This is a genomic window from Streptomyces sp. NPDC053542 (assembly GCF_044544685.1).
GTDB lineage: Bacteria > Actinomycetota > Actinomycetes > Streptomycetales > Streptomycetaceae > Streptomyces.
This window is the reverse complement of record NZ_JBITXL010000008.1, coordinates 297,446-321,716: the sequence shown is the minus strand read 5'-3', so window position 1 is coordinate 321,716 and position 24,271 is coordinate 297,446. Positions and strand designations below refer to the sequence as shown.

General features: G+C 72.9%; 17 protein-coding genes. 12 read left to right on the top strand and 5 right to left on the bottom strand.

Going from position 1 to position 24,271, the window contains the following annotated elements; all coding sequences use genetic code 11:
• Positions 1-5 precede the first annotated feature (5 nt).
• The 12 genes from ACIGXO_RS24100 (at position 6) to ACIGXO_RS24045 (ending at position 16,241) form a co-directional block, all read left to right on the top strand.
• Positions 6-704, top strand: a complete 699-nt coding sequence (locus ACIGXO_RS24100; protein ID WP_399790390.1) for a hypothetical protein — start codon at positions 6-8, stop codon at positions 702-704.
• Complete coding sequence (locus ACIGXO_RS24095; RefSeq protein WP_399790387.1) at positions 701-1,366, top strand: hypothetical protein; 666 nt, start codon at positions 701-703, stop codon at positions 1,364-1,366. Before ACIGXO_RS24100 ends, ACIGXO_RS24095 begins: the two co-directional genes overlap by 4 nt.
• Before the next feature lie 2 nt (positions 1,367-1,368).
• The gene (locus ACIGXO_RS24090) at positions 1,369-1,749 is read left to right on the top strand and encodes a hypothetical protein (RefSeq protein ID WP_399790384.1); all 381 of its coding nucleotides are present in this window, start codon (positions 1,369-1,371) and stop codon (positions 1,747-1,749) included.
• On the top strand, positions 1,742-2,884 hold the full coding sequence (locus tag ACIGXO_RS24085) for a hypothetical protein (RefSeq protein ID WP_399790382.1): 1,143 nt from the start codon (positions 1,742-1,744) through the stop codon (positions 2,882-2,884). Before ACIGXO_RS24090 ends, ACIGXO_RS24085 begins: the two co-directional genes overlap by 8 nt.
• Before the next feature lie 45 nt (positions 2,885-2,929).
• The gene (locus ACIGXO_RS24080) at positions 2,930-3,457 is read left to right on the top strand and encodes a phage baseplate assembly protein V (RefSeq protein WP_399790379.1); all 528 of its coding nucleotides are present in this window, start codon (positions 2,930-2,932) and stop codon (positions 3,455-3,457) included.
• 90 nt (positions 3,458-3,547) lie between these two features.
• The gene (locus ACIGXO_RS24075; RefSeq protein WP_030254228.1) at positions 3,548-3,892 is read left to right on the top strand and encodes a hypothetical protein; all 345 of its coding nucleotides are present in this window, start codon (positions 3,548-3,550) and stop codon (positions 3,890-3,892) included.
• Positions 3,889-4,275 (top strand): GPW/gp25 family protein, encoded by a 387-nt coding sequence (locus ACIGXO_RS24070; protein ID WP_399790376.1) that lies wholly within the window; start codon positions 3,889-3,891, stop codon positions 4,273-4,275. The genes ACIGXO_RS24075 and ACIGXO_RS24070 overlap by 4 nt, the downstream gene beginning before the upstream one ends.
• Positions 4,272-7,490 carry a putative baseplate assembly protein gene (locus ACIGXO_RS24065; protein ID WP_399790374.1) on the top strand — a complete coding sequence of 1,073 codons (3,219 nt, stop codon included), beginning with the start codon at positions 4,272-4,274 and terminating at the stop codon, positions 7,488-7,490. Before ACIGXO_RS24070 ends, ACIGXO_RS24065 begins: the two co-directional genes overlap by 4 nt.
• Positions 7,487-11,278, top strand: coding sequence for a putative baseplate assembly protein (locus ACIGXO_RS24060; protein WP_399790371.1), 3,792 nt, complete (start codon positions 7,487-7,489; stop codon positions 11,276-11,278). Before ACIGXO_RS24065 ends, ACIGXO_RS24060 begins: the two co-directional genes overlap by 4 nt.
• A complete protein-coding gene (locus tag ACIGXO_RS24055; protein WP_399790369.1) occupies positions 11,278-13,461 on the top strand; it encodes a hypothetical protein in 2,184 nt (727 codons plus the stop codon). Before ACIGXO_RS24060 ends, ACIGXO_RS24055 begins: the two co-directional genes overlap by 1 nt.
• A 73-nt stretch (positions 13,462-13,534) precedes the next feature.
• On the top strand, positions 13,535-15,154 hold the full coding sequence (locus ACIGXO_RS24050; RefSeq protein ID WP_399790366.1) for a DUF6519 domain-containing protein: 1,620 nt from the start codon (positions 13,535-13,537) through the stop codon (positions 15,152-15,154).
• 121 nt (positions 15,155-15,275) lie between these two features.
• Positions 15,276-16,241, top strand: a complete 966-nt coding sequence (locus tag ACIGXO_RS24045; RefSeq protein ID WP_399790363.1) for a peptidoglycan-binding protein — start codon at positions 15,276-15,278, stop codon at positions 16,239-16,241.
• A gap of 195 nt (positions 16,242-16,436) precedes the next feature.
• Here ACIGXO_RS24045 and ACIGXO_RS24040 read toward each other — a convergent pair whose 3' ends face one another.
• The 5 genes from ACIGXO_RS24040 to ACIGXO_RS24020 all read right to left on the bottom strand — a co-directional run bounded on the left by ACIGXO_RS24040 (position 16,437) and on the right by ACIGXO_RS24020 (position 24,189).
• Positions 16,437-17,837, bottom strand: coding sequence for a hypothetical protein (locus tag ACIGXO_RS24040; protein ID WP_399790361.1), 1,401 nt, complete (start codon positions 17,835-17,837; stop codon positions 16,437-16,439).
• Positions 17,838-17,993: 156 nt separating this feature from the next.
• Positions 17,994-18,863 (bottom strand): hypothetical protein, encoded by an 870-nt coding sequence (locus ACIGXO_RS24035; RefSeq protein WP_399790358.1) that lies wholly within the window; start codon positions 18,861-18,863, stop codon positions 17,994-17,996.
• A gap of 336 nt (positions 18,864-19,199) precedes the next feature.
• Entirely contained in the window at positions 19,200-20,510 is a 1,311-nt protein-coding gene (locus tag ACIGXO_RS24030; protein WP_399790356.1) for a VWA domain-containing protein, read from the bottom strand.
• A complete protein-coding gene (locus ACIGXO_RS24025; protein ID WP_399790353.1) occupies positions 20,507-23,047 on the bottom strand; it encodes a DUF5682 family protein in 2,541 nt (846 codons plus the stop codon). Before ACIGXO_RS24025 ends, ACIGXO_RS24030 begins: the two co-directional genes overlap by 4 nt.
• On the bottom strand, positions 23,044-24,189 hold the full coding sequence (locus tag ACIGXO_RS24020) for an AAA family ATPase (protein ID WP_399790647.1): 1,146 nt from the start codon (positions 24,187-24,189) through the stop codon (positions 23,044-23,046). The genes ACIGXO_RS24025 and ACIGXO_RS24020 overlap by 4 nt, the downstream gene beginning before the upstream one ends.
• Between the last annotated feature and the right edge of the window lie 82 nt (positions 24,190-24,271).

Here is a 24,271-nt window from a genome sequence, read left to right as displayed (position 1 = left end):
AAGTCGTGACAAAGAACGAAGACAGTGTCGAGTTCGCCTACGAGGGCCTGTGCGCAAAAGCCATGGAAGAGATCGCACAGTGCTCAGAACTTGAGGTACTGACGGCCGAATTCGGAGTCATTTCCACGCCTTTGGACGACGTGGATCGCGTCTTCAGAAACATGACTCGCCGGCACGAACTCCCGCTCTCCGACAAAATCCGAGAGAAGTTCTTTCGGCACAACGAGATCGAAGCATTCTGGCAATCCTCGAATCCCGAATCAGAACTCGTCGGCGAGTTCTGCCTGACTCATGTGTACCGCAGCGTGGTCGAGAAACAATTGGACGTCATCTGGGAGGGCAAGGACGACGAGGAACGCGAACTCCACAGCGAGCTGAGGATCTTCGACGACACGCCCCGCAGCGGCTCCGGCCGGCTGGCGGCCCTGCGTGCCACCCCCGGAACCACGGACCCCGAGATCTGGTTCTTCGACATGCGCGACGGAGCCATGGAGATGGACCTGGATTATGGAACCTATCTGGACACGCTCCTCGTCACCAAAGGAACGATCGGATGGCAGTACTTGTTCTGCGACGCGGGATACGGCCATCCAGGATTCACGCCTCTTGTGAACGGCCTCAAAGAGATGCTGGAGGTCTTTCCGCGACTCTTTCCTGATTACGACTACTCGGACCTTCGGGCCCGCCTCGAGGAGCGCGCATGACCACCTACGCCGACATACCCAAGCCCATTCGCTCCGGAATAGTCATCGTCGACCCCGAGCGTGGCACCCCCCAGCGGATCATCGTCCTGCAGTTCAACCCGGACACGCTCGAGCGCTCCGTCGCGCCTCAGGCTGCCGGTGGGGAAGGCGGTGGGGGTGGCGGGGACAGTGGTGGGGATCGGAATGAGGCGTTGCGGCTCAAGGGGCCGGCGCAGGAGACGTGGAAGTTTACTGCGGAGATTGATGCCACGGATCAGTTGGATGTGGCTGCGCCCGATGGGATTCATCCGCAGTTGGCCGTGTTGGAGATGCTGGTGCAGCCGACCACTGCGCAGCTGCGTGCCGCCTCCAAGCTCAGCAAGAAGGGGACTATTGAGATCAGTCCCATTGAGATGCCGTTGACGCTTTTCACTTGGGGGAGCAAGCGGGTGATGCCGGTCAGGTTGACGGAGTTGTCCGTCAATGAGTCGGCGTTTGATGTGAATCTGAATCCGATTCGGGCTTCGCTGTCCATTGGGATGAAGATTTTGACGGTGAGTGATCTGCCGGCCGGGCATCGGGGGGCTGAGTTGTACCTGGCTCACCTCGCGCAGAAGGAGCAGTTGGCGCGGCGGGCGCGGGCCGGGAGCTTGGCGCAGCTTGGGCTCGGGGGAGGGATCTGAACGTGATCGAGCCGTATGAGAGTGCGTTGGACGATGTGCCGGGGGCTCATCCGTATCCCCGGAGCAGTCGGTATCACGATGTGGAGATCGGGGTGCATCGGGCCGCGGACGGTACCGAAGTGAAGTATGCCAAGCGGCGGTTGTTGCCGCCGCTCGACCACGACGCGGACGAGACCTCGCCGCATACCGTCAGTGCCGGGGAGCGGGCCGATCAGCTCGGGCAGCGGTATTTCGGGGATTCGGGGCAGTGGTGGCGGGTTGCCGATGCCAATCCCGTGCTGGCGCCGGACGAGTTGACCGATGAACCGGGAGAACAGATAGCCGTGCCGTTGCCCGGTGGGTTCCCCGGGGGCATGGGCGGGCCGGGGGTGCGGAATGGCTGATGATCTGCCCGTCGGGGGCGGGCCCATTCATGTGTCGCTGTACATGGGGCCCAAGTTGGCCCGGCTGGTGCCGCAGGAGGTGACGGAGGCGCTGCTGTCCGCGCAGATCACCAGTACGGCGGGTGAGAGGAGCGGGTTTCAGCTTGCGTTCGACCTCACCAAGAAGGGCGCCATTATTCAGCGGCTGCTGCCCGAGGGGTTTTTTGATCCTAAGACTCGGGTGATTTTGACCGTTGCGGTCAAGGGGACGCCCGTGGTGCTGCTGGACGGGCTCATCGTGCGGCAGGAGGTCGGGGCCAGTAACCAGCCCGGGCAGACCACCCTGACGGTCACGGGGGAGGATCTGACGCTGCTCATGGACCTTGAGGAGCGGACGGATCGGTATCCGAATCTGGCACCGTCGCAGCGGGTGGAGAGGATTCTGGGGAAGTACGCGGATTACGGGATCGATGCGCGGATCATTCGGGAGCAGGTGCCGCAGCCGCCGCGGGAGCAAGCGCGCGTCGACTACCAGACCGGCACCGATCTGCAGTATGTGAATGAGCTGGCGCGGGCGAACGGCTACACGTTCTACCTGGATCCGGGGCCGGTGCCGGGGCGGTCGACTGCCTTCTGGGGGCCCGAGCAGCGGCTCGGGCAGCGGCAGCATGCCTTGAACGTGAATATGGATGTGAACTCGACTGTGGATCAGTTGACGTTCGCCTATGACGGGACGGCGAGGGAAGAGCCGCAGGCGCGTGTGCAGGACCCTGTGACGCGGCGCGCGCCCTTGCTCGCCCAGCCCGATATCAGTCCGCTGCGGCCGCCGTTGGGGCGGCGCGCCTCGCCCGCGTTGAAGCGGAAGACCCTCAGCGGGACCGCGAAGAAGGACGAGGCGCTGGCGAAGGCGGAGGCGTTGGGGCGGGCCGCCACGAGTGCTGACGCCATCAGCGGGTCGGGCCAGTTGGACGTGAATCGGCACGGATATGTGCTCCGGCCCAGGGAGTTGGTGGGGGTGCGAGGCGCGGGGGTCACGTACGACGGGGATTACTACGTCAAGAGCGTCACTCATAACCTCCGGCCGGGGTCTTACCAGCAGAACTTCACCCTGTCGCGCGAGGGGCTGATCGCCCGCAGCGACCGCGTACGCCCGTAATTCCGCAGCGAATCACCACAGAGAGACCGACCAGGAGCAGCCACCATGGCGCCAGCATCGAACAATCGCTTCCTCGGCAAGTTCCGGGGCCGGGTGGCGAGCAACAACGATCCCTTGCGGATGGGCCGGATCACCGCCCATGTGCCCGACGTGCTCGGGGACGAGGCGTCGACGTGGGCCATGCCCTGTTTTCCGTTCACGGGTGCGCAGGCGGGGCAGTACGTGATCCCGAGTGAAGGCGCCGGGGTGTGGATCGAGTTCGAGCAGGGGGATCCCAGCTTCCCGGTGTGGACGGGGTGTTGGTACGGGTCGGAGGCGGAGATGCCGGTCGACGCGCAGGCCGGGGCGCGGGCCGGGGCCGAGCCGGTGGTCATCGAGACGCAGGGGCATCACAAGATCGTGCTGTCCGATGTCCCGGAGGAAGGGATTCTGCTGCAGGCGCCGGGTGGTGCGTATGTGCGGATCAATGCGGCGGGCGTGCAGATCAACAACGGGGCGGGAGCGTCGATCCTGCTCCAGGGCGACCAGGTCGACATCAACGAGGGCCGGCTGACCGTGCCGAAGAAGCGATGACCCGAGAAGCGACGACCGTGCCCAAGAAGCGATGACCCGAGAAGCCATGCATCAGGAAGCGACAGCGAGACGACGGGGGAGCGAGAAGACGTGGGGAACGGGAATCTCGTGCACGGCGGCGCGGTGATCAGCTGCCCGCACGGCGGCCGTGCGGTGTCCACCGCGGCCGCCGGTACGGGCGTGCGCATCGACGGCCTGCCCGCCGTCACCGCCGCCGACCTTTTCACGGTCAGCGGCTGCCCGCACTCCGTCGGCGGCCGCCCGCAGCCGTGCACCAGCGTGCGCTGGATGCCGGCCGGCGGCGGTGACGAGGTACGGATCGACGGGGTGCCGGTACTGCTGGACACCTCGGCGGCGATGTGTTTCAGCGCCGGGCTGGTGCCGCAGGGCCCGCCGGTCGTGGCGCCCGTCCATCAGGGGGTGTCCAGCCGATGAGGGCTGTGAAGAAAGTGCGGAGTGAGATCGCTTTTCCGTTCCGGACGGACCGGCGGGGGCGGACCGCGCACTCGGACCACGACGAGCATGTGCGGGATCTGATCGAGCAGTTGCTGTTCACCAGCCCTGGTGAGCGGGTCATGCGGCCGGACTTCGGCTGCGGACTGCTGGATCTTGTTTTTACGCCCAACAGTCCGGAGTTGGCGTCCGCCGTCGAGCTTTCCGTGCAGGCGTCGTTGCAGCGGTGGCTGGGCGATCTGATCGAGGTCGAGTCGCTCGACGTGGTGAACGAGGAGAACGTCGTACGGGTGTATCTGCGCTATGTGGTGCGCTCCACCGCGAGCAGGCGCGACGAAGTGTTCGAGGGGCGGGGCGAGATATGAGTGAGCAGCAGCTCATCAGCGGTGAGCTGGTGTGCCGTACCGACCAGCGGCGCGGGCGGATCAGAGCGGCGCGGCTGAACGGCATCGACGGGGTGGAGGTCGCGGACGACGGCGTGACGCTGACCGTCACGTTCCTCGGGAAGGCGCCGCACGGGCTGTGCCCGGAGAACTTCCGGATCGACGGCGGGCGGCGGATCACGGGGATCGAGGCGCTGGAGGTCTCCGTCGAGCGGGATGACGACCCCGAGCTCGACGATCGCGTGCATGTCACCCTCGACCGCACCGGGGACACGTCCCGGTACCGGCTGTCGGTCGTGGAGACCGATCCGTACGGGCGGCCGGGGACGGAGCCGTACGAGGGCTTCGACCAGCGGTATTTCGCCGCCGACTTCCGGTTCCGGACGGACTGCCCGAGCCCCTTCGACTGCGTCGAGGAAGAGCCGGACTGCCCGGACACCTTCAAGCCCGCCCCCGTCATCGACTACACCGCGCGCGACTACGAGACGCTGCGCCGGCTCGTCCTGGACCGGCTGCGGCTGACCACGCCGGACTGGGTCGAGCGCAACCCCGCCGACCTGGGGATGACGCTGGTCGAGATGCTGGCGTACACGGCTGATCAGATCAGTTACCAGCAGGATGCCGTGGCCACCGAGGCGTACCTGGACACCGCGCGGCGGCGGGTCTCCGTCCGGCGGCATGTGCGGCTGATCGACTACCCGATGCACGACGGATGCAGCGCGCGGGCGTTCGTGTCCGTCGAGACGGTGCGGGAGCAGGTGCTGCTGCCCGGTACGTTCCGCTTCGCGGCGGTGGACTTCCGTACGTACGGGCCGCGCGACCGGCCGGAGATCGGGACCGTCATCGACGACCGGGACCTGGCCGTACTGGACGAGCGCGGGTCCGTGGAGGTCTTCGAGCCGGTCGGTGACGCGCCGCTGCGGCTGCGTCCGGAGCACAACGCCATCCGGCTGTGGACCTGGGGCGACGAGGTGTGCGCACTGCCGAAGGGCGCGACGTCGGCGACGCTGCGGGACGAGTGGGCGGACGATGCCTGCGAAACCCGCTCGCTACGCCTCTCCCCCGGCGACCTGCTGCTCTTCGAGGAGGTCAAGGGTCCGCGCACGGGCACGCCCGGCGACCAGGACCCGGCTCACCGGCAGGCCGTCCGGCTGACCTCCGTCACCCCGGCCGTCGACCAGCTCGACGGGCAGCCGGTGCTGGAGGTGACCTGGGCGCAGGAGGACGCGCTGACGTTCCCGCTGTGCCTGTCCACGCGGGGCGGGACGGACTGCGCGCCGGTGGACGACGTGAGCGTGGCGCGCGGCAATGTCGTACTCGTCGACCACGGGCGGTCGCTGACCTTCGGGGAGTGCCCGGAGGGCGTGCCGGAGACGGTGACCGTGCCGCCCGTACCGGCCGTGACCGGGTCCTGCGAGCCGCCCGCCTTTGGGTGCGCCGACCACAAGGACAGTGGGAACGTCACGGCGCGCACCATCCAGCACCTGATGGACAAGACGAAGCACCACCGGGCGCTGACCGCCGACGACATCCGTGAGCTGTTCGAGGTGGTCGGCGAGGAGGCGACCGTACGGGCCGGGCTCGGCCTGGAGCTGGCCGGGCAACGGCGCGAAAAGGTGGTGCCGGGGACGGTGTACGCGCAGGCCGAGGCGTTGCGCACGCTGCTCGCGCAGTCCGTGTACCCGGGCATCCGGCCGCGCTTCCGGCCGCTGCTGCACCGCTCCCCCGTCGCGCAGACCGTGCCGTTCCCGCGGCCCGAGCTGGTGGCGGCGGGGCAGGCGGAGCGGCTCGCCGGGATACGGGAGCGGGTGCGGGCGCGGCTGGTGGAGCTGTGGCGCAGCGCCCGGGACCACGACGGGCTGGCGGAGGCGGAGATCTCCGAGCTGACCGTCCTGTTCGGGCTGCGGACGCTGGACCACCTCGAGCTGCACCGGCATCCCGTACGGGCGCTGCGCGAGCTGCTGCACCGCGCCGACCGGCTCCTCGCGCCCAAGCTGCGCCGCCTGGACGTGCTGAGCGCGCGGGCGCGGGCCGGCGCGGTGCTGGACGCGCGGATCGCCTGGGAGATCGCGCACAGCTGGGGCCCGGCGTACGCGGCGGGGCTGCACCCCGACGAGCCGGTGCTGCACGGCCCGGCGGCGAGCCTGGCGCCCGATCCCCGGGCCGCGCTCCCCGCCGTACGGATCGAGGACGGCGAGCACACCTGGGAGCCGCGCCGCGACCTGCTGGACAGCGGGCCGCGCGACCGGCACTTCGTGGGTGAGCTGGAGGACGACGGGCGGATCGCGCTGCGCTTCGGGGACGGCCGGTACGGCGCGCGCCCGGAGCCCGGCAGCCGGCTCACGCTGCACTACCGGCTGGGCGGCGGCACGGCGGGCAATGTGGGCGCCGAGGCCATCAACCATCTTGTACTCAGCCCGAATGCTGGGGGCACCTCCCGGTCGGAGACTGGGGGAGAGTCGGACGGGGGCGAGCCGATGCCGGTGGCGGGCGTGCGCAATCCGCTGCCCGCGATCGGCGGCGCCGCGCCCGAGCCCGTCGACCAGGTACGGCAGCTCGCGCCGCTCGACCTCAAGCGCACCCGCCAACGAGCCGTCACCGCCGCCGATTACGCGGAGCTGGCGTCCGCGCTGCCCGGTGTGCAGCGGGCCGCGGCCGAGATCCGCTGGACCGGCAGCGTGCAGGAGGCGCACATCGCGATCGACGCGGCGCGCACCGGCGAGCCCACGCCCCAGCTGCTGGACTCCGTCGCGTACGCGCTGGAGAGCTACCGGCGGATCGGGCACGACCTGGTCGTCGAGCCGGCCCGCACGGTGCCGCTGGACATAGAGATCGAGGTCTGCGCGGCGCCCGGTCATCAACACGGCCGGATTCTCGCGGAGTTGACGCGCGTACTCGGCAGCCGGCGGCTGTCCGGCGGGCGCCTCGGCTTCTTCCACCCGGACGCGCTGACGTTCGGCGAGCCGGTGCGGCTGAGCCGTCTCACCGCGGTCGCCGCGGCCGTACCGGGCGTGGAGAGCGTACGGGTGACCCGCCTGCAGCGGCTCTCACCGCAGGGAACCATCGACAACAGAGCACTGGAGGACGGTGTGCTGCGGCTCGGCCCGCTGGAGATCGCCGTGTGCGACAACGACCCCGAGCGCCCGGAGAACGGCCGCCTGGCCATCCGCCTCGGAGAGCCCGGGGGTACCCGATGAGCGCCACGTGCGGCTGCGGCTGCGGGGGCGGCAGCGACGAGCGGCGCGCCCCGGACGCCCTGTACAACCCGCCGGCCCGGACGGCCCTGGACTACCGCGTCGGTACGTACGGCACGTTCCTGGCCGGCATGCTGGACCGGCTCGCCTCGCCCGCCTACCCGGCGCTGCGCGGCCTGACCGTCCGCACCACCGACGATCCCGCGATCGGGCTGCTGGACGCCTGGGCGGTACTCGGTGACGTGCTGACCTTCCACAGCGAGCGGATCGCGGACGAGGGGTACCTGCGTACCGCCAACGAGCACCGGTCGCTCGCGCTGCTCGGGCGGCTGGTCGGGCACCGGCCGCGGCCCGGCGTCGCGGCCGACACCCACCTCGCGTACACCCTGGACAAGGACCCGCGCGCCGAGGACCTGCCGGTCGTCATCCCGCGCGGGGCGCGCAGCCACAGCGTGCCGGCGGCCACCGGCGAGGAGTCGCAGACCTTCGAGACGAGCGAGGACCTCACCGCGCGCTGGGCGTGGAACGAGCTGAAGGTCCGCAGGCGACGGCCCGCGCTGCTGGTCGCCGAGGACCTGAAGAAGCGGTCCGAGCTGTACGTCTCGGGCACGAACACCTCCTTGCAGACCGGCGACCAGCTCCTCTTCGACTTCGGCGGCAGGGAGCAGCAGCTGCTGCCGGTCGCCAGGGTGCGCATCGACCGGGAGGAGGACGTCACCGCGATCGGGCTGCAGCAGTCCGCGCCGCCCACGCTCAAGGAGCTGGTCGGCGAACTGAAGCAGTGGATCACCGAGCCGGAGGACGGCGGCGACCCCGACGACCCGGACGAGCCCGGACCACCGACCGCGGAGACGCCGAACCCGCGGCCGGTCAGCAAGCTGATCGAGACCTTCGACACGCAGGTGCTGGCGCCGTTGCGCAAGGACCTGGAGGGCGAGGCGGCCAAGACCCCTGCCGCGTTCGCCGAGCGGCTGGCCGGGCCGCACGAGCGGCTGGCCGAGGCGCAGGTGCTCGCCGCGCCGTACGAGGACGTCGCGGCCTGGTTCGAGCAGCTCGAAGCGGTGATCGGGGAAATCCGGGAGCGGGCCGGGGACTTGGAGCCCGCGCGGACCGTGCCGCCGTCGGAGCCGCAGCCCAAGAAAGCCGGGGCCGGGGCCGCGCAGCCCACGCCCGCGCTGCGGGCCCTGGACGCCGTGCTGCCCGCCCTCCGTACGAGTGTCGTGCGTCCCCCGTCCGGCGCGCGGGCCGTCTCGCGCGACCCCGGACGCCTCTTCGCGCCCGGCTCGGACCTCACCGCGCGGCTGCTGTCCGCGCTGGACCCGAGGCTGTCCGACGGGATGTACACGGCGTGGCGGCAGGCCGCGCCCGCGACGCCCGCCGCGCTGCGCGCGCTGCTGGCGATGCGGGTGACGTCCGCGCCCTTCGGGGCCACCGCACCGCTCAAGCCCGTGCAGGACAAGGCGGGCCGGGTGATCCGCACCGCGGACTGGCCGCTCACCGGCGGCGTGTTGACCAGCGTGCGGATCGTCTTCGACACGGCCGGCAAGGTGCCGGTGAAGGCGGAGTTCCAGCACGTCGAGACCGGCAGCTCGGTGCAGTACACGGAGAATCTGCCGTCCGAGAACTCCTTCGACCTGGGTCCCGGGCGGGTCCAGGTGTCCACCCGTACCGGGCAGGACCGCGACCTGAGCTGGCTGGGCCGCCGCCCGACCGAGTCCCAGGAGCCCGGGGTCACCGTCCGGCTGCTCGCCGGGCTGCCCGAGCGCTCCCTGTTCGTGGCCCGCCCCGACGAGGACGGGAAGATCGAGGTCGCCGTCAACAACGGCGACACCAAGACCTGGGATCTCGCGCCGGGCGACAAGCACCAGGTCCGGCACGGCGAGTACGAGGTGACCGTGCGGCGCACGCCGGGCAGCGAGCCGCCCGCCGTGGAGATCGGCATCGCCACCGTCCCCGAGCCCGCCAACCGCTACGTCCTGCCGCTGGAGTCGGTGCAGGACGGCATCACGGTCGGCAGCTGGGTCGCCGTCCAGCGGCCCCGCAAGGGCGCCGAAGGCCCGGACGGCATCCCCGGCGACAAGAAGCTGGCGTTCGTCACCACCCGTGTGACGGCCGTCCGCACCGCCGCGTACACCAACTTCGGGATCACCGGGCGCGGTACGGAACTGACGCTCGCCGATCCGTGGCTGGACGAGCACGACGTCGTGCTGTCGGCGATCCGGGACACGACCGTGCACGCGGGCGGCGAGCCGCTGCGCAGCGCGGACGAGCCGCTGGGCGAGGACGTGCACGGCAACGAGCTGGAGCTGGCCGACCTGTACGAGGGGCTGCGCCCCGGCCGGTACATCGTCGTCTCCGGCGAGCGGACCGACATCCCCGGCTCGGCCGGGGTGCGCGGCACGGAGCTGGCGGTGATCGCCGCGGTCGACCAGCGGCTGGACGAGAACCTGCCGGGCGACCACGTCCACACGGTCCTCACGCTCACCGCCGACCTCGCCTACCGGTACCGCCGCGACACCGTCCGCATCCAGGGCAACGTCGTGCCGGCCACCCACGGCGAGAGCCGGGACGAGCCGCTGGGCAGCGGGAACGCGGAGCAGGCGAACCAGACGTTCGCGCTGTGGCAGTCCCCGCTCACCTGGCTGCCCGACGACAATCCGCTGGGCGCGGTGCCCGAGCTGGAGATCCGGGTGGACGGGCTGCTGTGGCACCGGGTCGACAGCCTCGCCGGGCGCGGGCCGCGCGAGCGGGTGTACGTGCTGGGCGCGGCCGGGGACGGCCGGACGACGGTGACCTTCGGCGACGGCGTGCACGGCGCGCGGCTGCCCACCGGCCACGAGAACGTCCGGGCCCGCTACCGCTTCGGCACCGGGCGCGCCGCCAACGTCAAGGCCGGCCGCATCACCCAGGCGATCACCCGCCCGCTGGGCGTCACCGGCGTCACCAACCCGCAGCCCGCCACGGGCGGCGCGGACGCCGACGGCCCCGGGCTCACCCGCCGCACGGTCCCGCTCGCGGTCTCGGCCCTGGACCGGCTGGTCTCGCTCCCCGACTACGAGGACTTCGCGCGCTCCCGGGCCGGCATCGGCCGGGCCGCGGCGGCCGAACTGTACGACGGGCGGCGGCAGGTGCTGCACCTGACCGTGGCCGGGGTGGACGACAACCCGGTCGCGGCCGACGCCGAGGTCCTTCAGGCGCTGCGGTCCTCACTCGCCGAGTACGGGGACGCCGCGCTGCCCGTGCGCGTCGACGTGCGGGAGCTGGTCCTGCTGCTCCTGGTCGCCAAGGTCAAGGTCGCGCCGGACCACTCCTGGGCGGCGGTCCAACCGCGGGTACGCGCCGCCCTGCTGCGCACCCTCGGCTACGAAGGCCGCGAACTGGGGCAGCCCGCACGGCTGTCGGAGGTGCTGGCCACCGCCCAGTCCGTGCCCGGCGTGGACTACGTGGACGTGGACGCCTTCACCGGCGTACCGGCCTCCGCCTCGCCCGCCGACCTGGCCGGGCTCGGCGAGCGGCTGACGGCCCCGCAGACCACGGTCCCGGCCCGCCGGGCCACCTACGACGAGCAGCTGTACCGGGTCACCGACGAGAAGGGCGAATCGCTCTCCTCGGTCGCGGCCCGCAACGGCATCCCGCTCGCCGAACTGCTGCGCCTGAACCCGGACATCACCGATACCCGGCCGCTGGCGAAGGGCCGTTCGGTGTGCGTCTTCCGCGGCATCCGGCCCGCCCAGCTCGCGCTGTTCTCGCCGCAGGTCGCCGACACCATGATTCTGACGGAGGTCAAGTGATGTCCAGGGAGCCGGACGGGCTCGCGGAGCTGCTCCCCCAGTGGCACCGGCTGCGGGACGCCGAGAACGGCGAGCCGCTGCGGGCGCTGCTCGCGGTGATCGCCGAGCAGGTGGACCTCGTACGCGACGGGGTCGAGCAGCAGTACGACGACTGGTTCGTGGAGACGGCGGCGGAGTGGGTGCTGCCGTACCTCGGTGACCTGGTGGGCTACAAGCCGCTGCCCGGATACGAGCGGGTGCTGGCCACCGGCCTGAAGGACGGCGGGCTGCCGGACTCCTCGCGCCGGCGCCTCGCCGAGGCACTGGCCCCGCGCCGCGACGTGGCGTCCACGGTCGCCAACCGGCGCCGCAAGGGCACCCTCGCGCTGCTGGAGGAGCTGTCCGCCGAGGTGGCGAACTGGCCCGCGCGGGCCGTGGAGTTCTCCCGGCTGCTCTCGCACGACCAGCCGGTGAAGCTGTACGGCTCGGGAACCACCGCCGTCAACGGGCGGCGGGCCGCGCGCGGCCGGTCGGTCGACGTGCGGGATTCCGCGGCCCTGGACCTCGCGGGCGGCCCGTTCGGCGCGACGGCCCGCACCGCGGACGTCCGCCGGGCCGACTCGCGCCGCCGCCAGGGCGGCCTCTCCCCCGCCGGAGTGGGCCTGTACGTGTGGCGGCTGAAGCCGTACTCGGTGACGCGGGCGCCCGCGTACTGCATCGACCGGGCCCGCAACCTGTACACCTTCTCCATCCTCGGCAACGACACCCCGCTGGTCACCAAGCCCGAGCCGGAGCCGTCGGCCACCCACATCGCGACCATCGACAACGTCCCGGCGTACGTCCGCCGCCGGCAGCTGCACGACCGGCTCGCGGACTACTACGGGCCCGGCAAGTCCTTCACGATCTGGCGGGACGGGCAGCGCGAGCCGGTCGACCCGTCCGACATCGTGGTCGCCGACCTCAGCGACTGGCGCTACCGGCCCAGGCACGGCCAGGTCGCGGTCGACCCGGAGCTGGGCCGCATCGCCTTCGGCTCGCGCTCGGCCCCGCGCCAGGGCGTGTGGGTGACGTACCACTACGCCTTCGGGGACGACCTGGGCGGCGGCGAGTACCTCCGCGAGCGGCAGACGCCCGCGGACGCGGCCGTGTACCGGGTCGGGCCCGGCCAGACGTACCAGCGGATCATGGACGCCTACCGAGAGTGGGGGAACGACCGCCGGGCGGGGCGCTGCGGCCCCGACGGGATCATCGAGATCACACACAGCGGCGCCTACCAGGAGCAGCTGGACTTCGACCTGGACCCGGGCGACCGGCTGGAGGTGCGCGCCGCGGAGGGCACGCGGCCGGTGATCCGGCTGCTGGACTGGTACAGCAACCGGCCCGACGCGCTGAACATCCGGGCGCGCGAGTCCGATTGCGCGGCGGGTGACCGGCCGCGGATGGTGCTGGACGGGCTGCTCATTGCCGGCCGCGGGCTCCACGTCCAGGGCCCGGTCGGCGCGCTCGCGCTGCGGCACTGCACGCTCGTCCCGGGCTGGTCGCTGGAGCCGGAGTGCGAGCCGCACTCCCCCGAGGAGCCCAGCCTCGTCCTGGACCGGACGACCGCGTGTGTGGAGATCGACCGGACGATCCTCGGCACGATCGAGGTCATCGGCGACGAGGTGTCCACCGACCCGCTGCCGATCCACATCCGGGACAGCATCCTGGACGCCACCGGGCACGACCGCGAGGCGCTCTCCGCGCCGGACTGCCGGCACGCGCACGCGGTCCTGCACGCGCACCGCACCACGGTCATCGGCGAAGTCCACGTGCACGCCGTGCAGATCGCCGAGAACTCGCTCTTCACCGGGCGGCTGCACGTCGCCCGGCGGCAGCTCGGCTGCATCCGGTACTCCTACGTCACGCCGGGCTCCCGGACGCCGCGCCGGTACCGCTGCCTGCCGGACCTGGTGGCGCCCGAGGACGCCGCCTCAGTAAGGCCGTTGCTGCGCAGCGAGCGGTACGGCACGCCCGCTTACGGCCAGTTGGCGGCGGACCGCGCGGACGGCCCGGCCGGCGAGGGCTGCCGGCGCGCCGCCGAGGACGGTGCCGAACTGGGCGCCTTCCACGACCTGTACCAGCCGCAGCGCGAGGACAGCCTGCGGGCGCGGCTCGCGGAGTACACACCGGCCGGAACGGATGCGGGGATCTTCTTCGTGACCTGACCCGATCCGCCCACCCGCCAGCCGACCACCACGAGCTTCTTCACGAGCTTCATCACGAGGGGGAACCCTTCACATGCACGCAGATCTCTCCCGTATCACCTTCCGGCCGGACGCCCGGTACTCCGCCGTCCTCGCCCAGCAGGGCCGCGTCCAGCTGGACGCGGACGCCAACGAGCAGACCGCGATCCAGCTCTACCAGGCCCGGGTGACCGCCACCGACCTGATCGGGCAGCACGGCGGCCCGGCCGGCGACGCCGGCTTCAAGATCGACATGACCGGCGGCGCCCGCGAGCTGGACGACCTGTCGATCAGCCCCGGCCGGTACTACGTCGACGGCATCCTGGTCGAGGCGTACCGGCCGCAGCCGGGCGTTCCGGTGCCGGATCCGGCCGCTGCCGAGGACGGCGACGCCAAGGACGGCGCGGGCGCGGCCGCCGAGCCGCCCGCCACCTGGACGTACTGGGACCAGCCCGACGCGTACCGCGACGCCGAGCGCCCCGAGGACCGGCTGCCCACCCAATTCCCGTACCTGGCCTACCTCAAGGTGTGGGAGCGCTCGGTCACCGCGGCCGAGGACCCGGCACTGCGCGAGGTCGCGCTCGGCGCGGCGCTGCCGGACACCGCGGCCCGGCTCAAGGTCGTCTGGCAGGTGCTGCCGCTGCCCGGCGGCGAGCTGGACATCGAGGGCGACGAGACGAAGAAGGCCCCGGTCCGCGAGGCGTTCCGCAAGTGGGTCGCCGAGCAGCGCAAGGCCACCGCGCGGCTCGCCGTGCGCAGCGAGCGCCCCGACCACGCCGACGACGACCCGTGCCTGGTCAAGCCGGACGCCCGGTACCGCGGCCCGGAGAACCAGCTGTACCGGATCGAGATCCACGACGGCGGCGCGGCCAAGGACGCCACCTTCAAGTGGTCCCGCGAGAACGGCTCGGTGACCTTCCCGGTCGACGGCCTGGACGGCACCTGGGTCGAGCTGGCCACGCTGGGCAACGACGACAAGCTGGACCTCGATGTCGGCGACTACGTGGAGTTCATGGACTCCGCGGTCGCCTCGCGGCTCGACGCCCACCCGCTGCTGCGGGTGGAGGAGCTGGACCTGCCGGGCCGCCGGGTGCGGCTGTCGGACGAGCCCGCGCAGGGCGTCGGGCGGCTGCCCGAGCGGAGCCCGTACCTGCGCCGCTGGGACCACCGCGAGGGCGGCCGGGCCCAGGAACGTACGACGAGGAAGGGCGCGGCGGGGCAGCTGAGGCACGGCGCGGTGCGCGTCGAGGAAGGCGCCTGGCTGCCGCTGGAGGACGGCGTCGAGGTGTACTTCGCGGCCGGCAGCACCTACCGCAGCGGCGACTTCTGGCTGGTACCGGCCCGCACGGCCACCGGCAGCGTGGAGTGGCCGACGGACGCCGCGCGCCGGCCGCTCCTCCAGGCGCCGCTCGGGCCGCAGGTGCACTACGCGCCGCTGGGCTGGGTGATGGGCGAGAAGACCGTGTCCGACCTGCGGCTGGCGTTCAAGCCGCTGGCCGGGGAGATCGCCGCAGCCAGCGACGAGGAACTGGCGGCCGAGGAGGAGGCGCGGGCCGCCGACGCCGCGGCGGACGCCGAGAACGAGCCCGCCGACGTGGCCTCCGCCGGCCCGGCGCACGGCGCGGCGCTGCGCTCGCAGACGACGGCCGAGGCGGAGGCGCTCACGGAGGAGTGACACCGGCGGGTGGCGCCACGGGGACGCGCCACCACGTACGCATGAGGCGGCGCGCGGGTGATACCGCGCGCCGCGACCGGGGGACCGGCCCGCCCGGGCGGGCCGAGGAAGGAGCACAACGATGGCCGAGCCGCTGAGCGCGTCGCGCCTGGTGGAGGTCCTGCGCAAGGAGGGCCTGACCGTCCACGAAGTCCGCAACTGGCGCCGGCACAACAGGAACAGCAAGGGCCCCTGGGGGCCGCTGAACGGTGTGATGATCCACCACACCGTCACCAAGGGCACCGACAGCTCCGTCGAGCTCTGCTACGAGGGCCGCTCCGGACTGCCCGGCCCGCTGTGCCACGGCGTCATCGACAAGAAGGGCGAGGTCTGGCTGGTCGGCAACGGCCGCGCCAACCACGCCGGGCTCGGCGACTCCGACGTGCTGCGCGCGGTGGTCAACGAGTCGAGGCTGCCGCGCGACAACGCGGCCAACACCGACGGCAACCGCCACTTCTACGGCTTCGAGTGCATCAACCTCGGCGACGGCGACGACCCCTGGCCCGAGGAGCAGAAGGCCGCGATCGAGAAGGTGTCGGCGGCGATCTGCCGGGCGCACGGCTGGACCGAGAAGTCCGTCATCGGCCACAAGGAGTGGCAGCCGGGCAAGACGGACCCGCGCGGCTTCACGATGGACGGGATGCGGGAACGCATCAAGAAGAGACTCGCCGGCAAGCCGAGCGGGAGCGGCGGGGGCGGGGGCGGGGGCGGTGGCACGGACGAGAAGCCGGCGCCCGAGAAGCCCGCTCCGGAGAAGCCCGCGCCTGACCGGCCCGAGGGCGGCCGGCCGCGCCCGGCCCGGTACGAACGCTTCCCCGGCGGCGGCTTCTTCCAGGCCGGCGCGCACAGCCCGATCATCACGGCGATGGGCAAGCGGCTGGTCGCGGAGGGCTGCTCGCACTACGAGGACGGGCCCGGACCGTACTGGACGGAGGCCGACCGCAAGTCCTACGCGGCGTGGCAGCGCAAGCTCGGCTTCGGCGGCAAGGACGCGGACGGCATACCGGGGAAGGTGAGCTGGGAGCGGCTGAAGGTGCCGAAGTCCTGAGAGCCGGTTGATCGACTGCGGTTTCCCGCAGCGGAAAAGCCGCTGGACGGCCCCCTCCCCAACGAGGGCCGTCCAGCGGCTTTTTGGTACTGCTCGTACTGCTCATTACCGGCGGTGGTCACCGGGGGCCGTGCGGGCGGCGTCCCCAAAACGCCGGCCGGCGGGCACCCGGGCGCCGGCCCGGGAGTCCGGGGTTCAGCCCGCCAGGACCGGCAGCGCCGGGATGTTCGCGGGGCTGGTCAGGTCGGCCTGCGCGATGTCGACGGGGATGATGCGCTGCACACCGGCGGCGGCGTTGCCCGCGGTCTCCTGGCCGTCGGCGGCCACGGTGGTGGCGATGCCCTGGGAGAACGGCACGGCGTCGGCCGCGACACCCTGCGCGAACGGCTGCGCGTCGGCGGCCACACCCTGCGCGAACGGCACCGCGTTGGCGACGGCGCCCTGCGCGAAGGGGATCGCGGTGGCGGCGGCGCCCTGGACGAAGCCCTGCGCGTCGGCGGCCGTGCCCTGCGCGAACGGCACGGCGTCGGCGGCCGCGCCCTCGGCGAACAGCTGGGTGTCGGCGACGACGCCCTGCGCGAACGGGGTGGCCTGGCCGGCCGCGTCACCGGCGAGCAGGCCCGCACCGCCCACCGCGTCCTGGGCGACCGGCACGACCTTGCCGACCGCGCGCTGCGCGACGGGCGGCAGCACGTCGGCGGCGGTCTGGTCGACGACCGGGCGGGCGGTGGCCAGGGCACCCTGGGCCGGGTTGGTCAGCGTGCCGGGACGCAGGTCGGTACCGGCGAGCGAGGTGACACCCGCGACGGCGGTGGAGGCGTCGGGCAGCGCGGGGGTGTTGGGGAGCTGGGTGGGCAGCTCGGCGTTGGGGAGCTGGACCGGCAGGCTCGGGGTGTTGGGGAGCTGGGTGGGCAGCTCGGCGGGGAGCTCGGTGGGCAGCTCGGCGTTGGGGGCCTGGACCGGGAGGTCGGCGGGCAGCTGGGTGGGCAGCTCAGCGGCGGGGGCGTCGACCGGGAGGCCGGCGGGCAGCTCGGTGGGCAGCTGGGCGGCCGGGGCCTCGACCGGGAGGCTGCGCAGGTCGAGGGCGGGCACGCCCTGGACGGGCAGGAACGGCACGGCGGGCAGGCGGACGTTGCCGACCTGCTGGACCTGCTTGGCGGCGCCCTTGACGGTCTTGGTGGCCTTGCCCGCGGCCTTGCCCGCCTTGGTGGCGTCCTTCGCGGTCTTGGTGACCTTCTTCAGGTCGGCCTTCTTCTGCACGTCCTTCAGCGTGCCGGTCGCGTCGCCGACGCGGTCGGTGGGCAGGCCGTCCGTGGTGGGCAGGCCGCCGCCGAGCACGCCGGTCACCTTGTCGGTCGCGCCGCCCACGGTGTCCTGAACGGTGCCGGTCGCCTGGCCCGCGGTGTCCTCGACCGTGCCGGTCAGCTCGCCGGCCGGCAGCGTCTTCTGGACGGTGCCGGTGAGGGTACCGGTGACGGCACCGGTGTCAGGGGCGTCGACGGGCAGCTCGGCGGCGCTGGCGCCCGCGGTGCCCAGGGCGAACAGACCGGTGGCGGCAGCGGCGACGAAGATGGAACGACGGATGTTGTTGCGCATGATGGCGATGAGCCCTTCGAATTCCTGGAAGATGTGACGGGCAGACCTGTCCCGCCCCCGCGCGGCAGGTCTAGGGGTGCTGACGGCCGTCGGCTCCGTGCGCTCACTCACCGTGTCGGTGAGGCGCCTGTGTCGGAGTCCGGCGGGAGGTCTGCCCTAGCCCGGGAATTCGAGGATGTCGGTGCTGCGCTCGCGCGTCGGCGCGCCGCTCGCTGCCCGTACGCCACCGGGCACCAGCCCGAAGCGCGGGTCCGTGCCCGGCAGTACGGCGTGCTGGTCCCCGCCTCGGGGGCCGTTGCCGTCGCCGGTGAGATGCGGGGCCGGGGCGACCGGGCCCTGCGGAAGCTGACCGGGCAGTCCACCCTGGCCGGGCGCGTCGCCGGTGCCGTCGGCCGCGGCCTGCGCTGCCGGACGGTCCGGACCGCCGGTGGTGTCCACCGGAGCCGCCGACGGGTCGCCGCCGGTGCGGTCCCCGCACCGGTCGGGTACGGCCATGTGCCGGCGGTCGCCGTCCCGCGCGGCACTCTGCTGCGACCGCTCGCCGTCCCGGCCCTGCCCGGCGCTGACGCCGGGGAGGTGGACCGGGAGGCCGGTCGCGTGCTCCACGCCCTGCACGACCTGGTCCACCGGAGCGGTGACCGGGTCGGTGACGGGCCGCAGGCGGTCCGCCAGCGGGCGTACGGTCTCGCCCAGCCGCTCCCCGGTCGCCTGCGCGCCTGCGGAGAGCCGGGCGCCGGCCTCCTTGGCCCGCGCGTCACCCTCCGCGGCCTCCTGCTCCAGCGCCGTACCGGAACCGGCGAACGGCGCATCGCCGTCGGTCGTTTCGGGGTGGGCGGCGGGGTCGGAGGTCGCCGAGCCGGCGGGTGAGGTGCCGGGCATACCGGACGTGGAGCTCGCCGTGGCGGACCCGAAGCCGGTGTCCGCTGCCGAACCGGCGTCCGCCGCGTGCGCGGTGCCGCCGCCGAACGCGACGGCGAGGACGACGAAGCCGATCAGGAAGAGCCCGCTCAGCAGCGCACGCCGCACAGCCACAGTGCGCGGCAGGCGCACAACGGCAGGCAGAGCGAGCACAGCAGACAAGGGGGACCTTCCCGTACGGACGGCGACCGGGCGCGAGGCACTCAGGGCACTTCGCATCACACAGCACGTCGCGGGTGATCGAGCGATGCACAGATACTTGCACGAGCAGCTATGTGCCGCGCAAGTCCACTGTGCCACCTGTCACTGTTACTCCGTCATGTCCGGTATCGGAAGGTGACGCAGGACTGACGGAGCGCTGACGGAAGCCTGTACGACCTGCGAACACGCCGCCGCGAGTGGACCGCTGAGGCAGCGCGGGCCGGCTCGGCGGAAGCGGACGCGTCAGCCCGTCGGGTCCGGTATCGGCAGTGGCCGCTTCTCCAGCGCGGCCGCCATCACCTCCGGAAACAGCTCCGGCGTACACGCGAACGCCGGTGCCCCCAGCGCCCCGAGGGCCGCCGCGTGCTCCCGGTCGTACGCGGGCGCCCCCTCGTCCGACAGCGCCAGCAGCGTCACGAACTGCACGCCGGACGCCTTCATCGCCGCCACCCGCTTCAGCATCTCGTTCCGTATCCCGCCCTCGTACAGGTCGCTGATGAGCACGACGACCGTCTCGGCGGGCCGGGTGATCCGCGACTGGCAGTACGCCAGCGCCCGGTTGATGTCCGTGCCACCACCCAGCTGCGTACCGAAGAGCACGTCCACCGGGGCGTCGATCTGATCGGTGAGGTCGACGACCGAGGTGTCGAAGACAACCAGCCGGGTGGCGAGCGCGCGCATGGACGCGAGCACGGCCCCGAACACCGAGGCGTACACGACGGACGCCGCCATCGACCCGGACTGGTCGATGCAGAGGATGACCTCCTTCTTGACGGACCGCGCCGCCCGCCCGTAACCGATCAGCCGCTCCGGCACGACCGTGCCGTACTCGGGGAGGTAGTTCTTGAGGTTCGCGCGGATCGTGCGGTCCCAGTCGATGTCGCGGTGCCGGGGCCGGCTGATCCGCGCCGAACGGTCCAGCGCGCCGGTCAGCGTGGCCCGCGTCCGGCTCGCCAGCCGCTTCTCCAGCTGCTCGACGACCTTGCGCACGACCGCCCGTGCGGTCTCCTTCGTCGTCTCGGGCATGGCCTTGTGCAGCGAGAGCAGCGTGCCGACCAGGTGGACGTCGGCCTCGACCGCCTCCAGCATCTCCGGCTCCAGCAGCAGCGCGGACAGGCCCAGCCGGTCGATCGCGTCCCGCTGCATCACCTGGACGACGGGGGTGGGGAAGTACCGGCGGATGTCGCCGAGCCACCTGGCCACGACGGGCGCGGACCCCCCGAGCCCCCCGGACCGCGACGCGCCGTCCTTCCGGCCGCCCCGCCCTCCGGGACCTCCCGCCCTCCCGGCGCCGGGCCCCTCGCCGGGCCCGCCGCCGTACAGCGCCCCGAGCGCGCCGTCCATCGCCGCGTCCCGCCCGCGCAGCTCACACCCGGTCCCGTCACCCTCTCCCCCGCCCAGCACCAACCGCCAACGCCGCATGCGCTCTTCGGCGCGAGTGCTGGTTTGCGCTCCCGCCGCCACCGTCCCCGTCGTTACCGGCTCCGTCGCTACCGTCCCCGTCGCTACCGTTCCCGTCGCTACCGTTCCCGTCGCTACCGGCTCCGCAGTCATCGGCTCTCCCCCGTAGGAATGTCCTCGTCCGTAGGAATGTCCTCGTCGTCGGTTCCCTCGCCCAACAGGGCGTGCAGGGTCGGCAGGACGGCCGCGGCCCGGTCCCGGTCCAGGCCCGGGCCGAAGCCGGGGGCCGCCGCCTCCTCGGCACCGCCCGCGGCACCGTGGCCGACCGCCGCACCGCCGCCGGCCGACCCGCCGGCCACCGGCCCGCGCCGTACCAGCTCGCCGAGCGTGCGCCGCACCCCCGGCTCGTACTGCGAGAACGTCCGCCGCAGCAACGGCAGTACGTCCGTGAACGCCTCCCCCGGCACCCGCGTCAGCCAGCCGTCCAGCAGCGCCAGCAGCCGCTCGTCGTGGACCAGCAGCATTCCCCCGCCGGCCCCGCCCCCGACGAACCCCTCGATCCAGGCCGCGGCGTCGGCGGGCGGCACACCCGGCGAGAGCGCCAGCCCCATGAGCCGAGCGGCCCCACCGTCCTCCGGAGTACGGCCGTCCTCCCCCGTACCGCCGTCCTCCAGCCGGCCGTCGTCGACGAGAATCCGCGCCGCGCGCCCCCGTATCAGCCCCGGTATCGCCTCCCGCTCCGCCAGCACACGCAGCACCGCGGTCCACCGCCCGCGGAGCCCCCCGTCCTCCGCCCCCTGGGACAGCAGCCCCACGGCCTGCTGCGTCGCGTCGAGGTGCGTCCGCATCTCCGCCGCGCCCTCCGCGTCCAGGGAGGCGCAGGCCGGCGGCAGGCCCACGAAGACCCGCTCCGCCAGGCCGACCGCGACCTCGCGCAGCGCCGCCGCGTCCGTGCCGCGCACGTCGCCGTATCGCACCGACCGCACCAGCGCGGGCAGCGCCTGCGCGAGGTGGCCGACGTCGGCGTCGAGCGCCGCCCGGTCCGCCAGCACCCGCATCACCACCGGCAGCGCGTCCGGCAGTTCGGCGAGCAGGCAGCGCTCGGCCAGCGCCGTGACCTCGGCGAGCGCGGTCGCGTCCGCCGCGTCCGACGCCGCCCGCGCCGTGGCCGCGGCGAGCACCGTCGTCCCCCAGATGCCCGCCTCCGCGACCCGCACCGACAGCTCCGGCTCCCAGCGCAGCCGCCAGGTCTCCCGGAACGTGCCCGTGCTCGTACGGGAATGGGCCGGCGCGCCCCACGGGACGTCCAGCAGCCGCAGCCGGTGCAGCAGCCGGCTCCGCGCGGCGTCGGTCTCCTTGCGCAGGTCCAGCTCCAGCTCGCGCTCCTTCGCCTCCGGCTTGAGGCGGAGGGTGCGCTGGAGCCGCGCGATGTCCCGCTGGAGCGGCACGGCGGGCGCGGCCCGCGGCACCTCGCCGAGCACGTCACCGACCACCAGACGGTCGTGGATCAGCGAGGCGGGGACGTCGGAGCCGTCGCTCAGCACGGCGCGCACCGCGTCCTCGGTCTCGGTGAGCCCGGCGAGCGGCCGTCCCCGCATCGCCGCGAGCGACTCGGCGAGCCGCACCGCCTCGATGACGTGGGCGGTGGAGACCGCGTAGTCCTCCCCACGGAGCAGCCCCGCGACCTTGGTCAGCCAGCGCTCTATGGGGCGGTCGGGGCTGCTGAAGAGGTGGCCGTACCAGCCGGGCGAGGCGATCCCCGCCCCGTAACCGCTGTTCCGGGCCAGCCTGCGGTGTGTCCACGGGACCCAGGTGACCGACACCTTCGCCTTCGGAAGGCCCTTGAGGAGGGCGCGGTCGGCGGTGACGGTCGTCCGGCGGGCGAGCGCCGGGACGTGCCACGCCCCGCAGACGACCGCGATGTCATCCCCGAACTCTCGCCGCGCCTCCCGCAATCGCAGCCGCATGTGCGCTTCGCGCACGGCGTCCCGGGAGGCCCCGCCCTCCTCGCCCTCCTCCCGAAGTACGCCCATCGCCTCGGCCAGTGCTTCGAAGGGGGCGAGCGCGTCACCGGTGCCCCCTTCCGCGCCGCTCCCTGCACCGCTCCCCGTACCGCGGTGCTCGACCACGTCCTCCCACCAGCGCTCCGCGTCGTCGTAACCGGCGGCTTCGGCGAGCACCCCGATGGGATCGACGCGCGCGTCGTCCACCGCGGGCCCACCCGACTCGGCCGATCCGGCCGGCTCCGTCCCCGCCTCCGCCTCCGACCCCGCTTCCGACCCCGCCCCTGCCCCCGGCTCCTTCCCCGGCTCCGCCTCCGCGAGGGAATGCGCCGCCGGAAGGTCGATGAAGCGCACCGGCACGCCGCGCCGCAGCGCCCACCGGAGGGCCACCCACTCCGGGGAGAACTCCGCCATCGGCCAGAACGCGGCGCGCCCCGGATCGTCGGTCACATGCGCGAGCAGCGCGACCGGCGGCCGCATCTCGTCGTCCGCGGCCAGCGCCACCAGCGCGTCCGCCTCCGGCGGCCCCTCGATGAGCAGCGCCTTCGGCTCGCACTGCGCCAGCGCCGCCCCGACCGCACGGGCCGACCCGGGCCCGTGATGCCGCACCCCGAGCAGCCACGGTCCGGCCGCCCGCCGCTCCCCCGCACCGCGCGCCGTACCGTGCTCCGCCGTCCCGGCCGTCATGCGCTCACCTCCCGGCAGGCGCGGTAGAAGTCCTTCCAGCCGTCGCGCTCGCGGACCACCGACTCCAGGTACTCCTGCCAGACGACGCGGTCGGCCGCCGGGTCCCGGACCACCGCGCCCTGGATGCCCGCTGCCACGTCCGACGGCCGCAGCACGCCGTCCCCGAAGTGGGTCGCCAGCGCCAGCCCGTTGGTGACCACGGAGATCGCCTCCGCCGTGGACAGCGTCCCGGAGGGCGACTTGAGCTTCGTACGCCCGTCCGTCGTCAGGCCGTCCCGCAGCTCGCGGAAGACCGTCACGACCCGGCGGATCTCCGCCATGCCGTCCGGCGCCGGCGGCAGGTCCAGCGAGCGGCCGATCTGCTCGACGCGGCGTGTGACGATGTCGACCTCCTCGTCCGGCGTGGCCGGCAGCGGCAGCACGACCGTGTTGAAGCGGCGGCGCAGCGCGCTGGAGAGCTCATTGACCCCGCGGTCGCGGTCGTTGGCGGTGGCGATGAGGTTGAAGCCGCGGACCGCCTGCACCTCCTGGCCCAACTCCGGTATCGGCAGCGTCTTCTCCGACAGGACGGTGATGAGCGTGTCCTGGACGTCCGCCGGGATGCGCGTCAGCTCCTCGACCCGCGCGGTCATGCCCTCCGCCATCGCGCGCATGACGGGGCTGGGCACCAGCGCGTCCCGGCTGGGGCCGTGCGCGAGCAGCCGCGCGTAGTTCCAGCCGTACCGGATCGCCTCCTCCGGCGTGCCGGCCGTGCCCTGGACCAGGAGCGTGGAGTCGCCGCTGACCGCCGCGGCGAGGTGCTCCGACACCCAGGTCTTGGCCGTGCCGGGCACGCCGAGGAGCAGCAGCGCGCGGTCGGTCGCGAGCGTGGTGACCGCGACCTCGACGATGCGGCGCGGGCCGACGTACTTCGGCGTGATGACCGTGCCGTCGGCGAGCGTGCCGCCGAGCAGATACGTCGCCACCGCCCACGGCGAGAGGCGCCAGCGCTCGGGCCGCGGCCGGTCGTCCGCGGCCGCCAGCGCGGCCAGCTCGTTTGCGAATGCATCTTCCGCGTGCGGCCGCAGCGCCACCGCTTCGCCGTCCTGCCGCCCGGCTTCCGCCGCCGTCCCCCGGCCGCTCCCCGCCCCGTTCTCCGCCATCGCGTAAGACATGACTCCCCCTTGTCCCAAGCCCTACGGCCCGCCACCCGCAACCCGCGGGCCGCTTGCGGATTCCAGACTG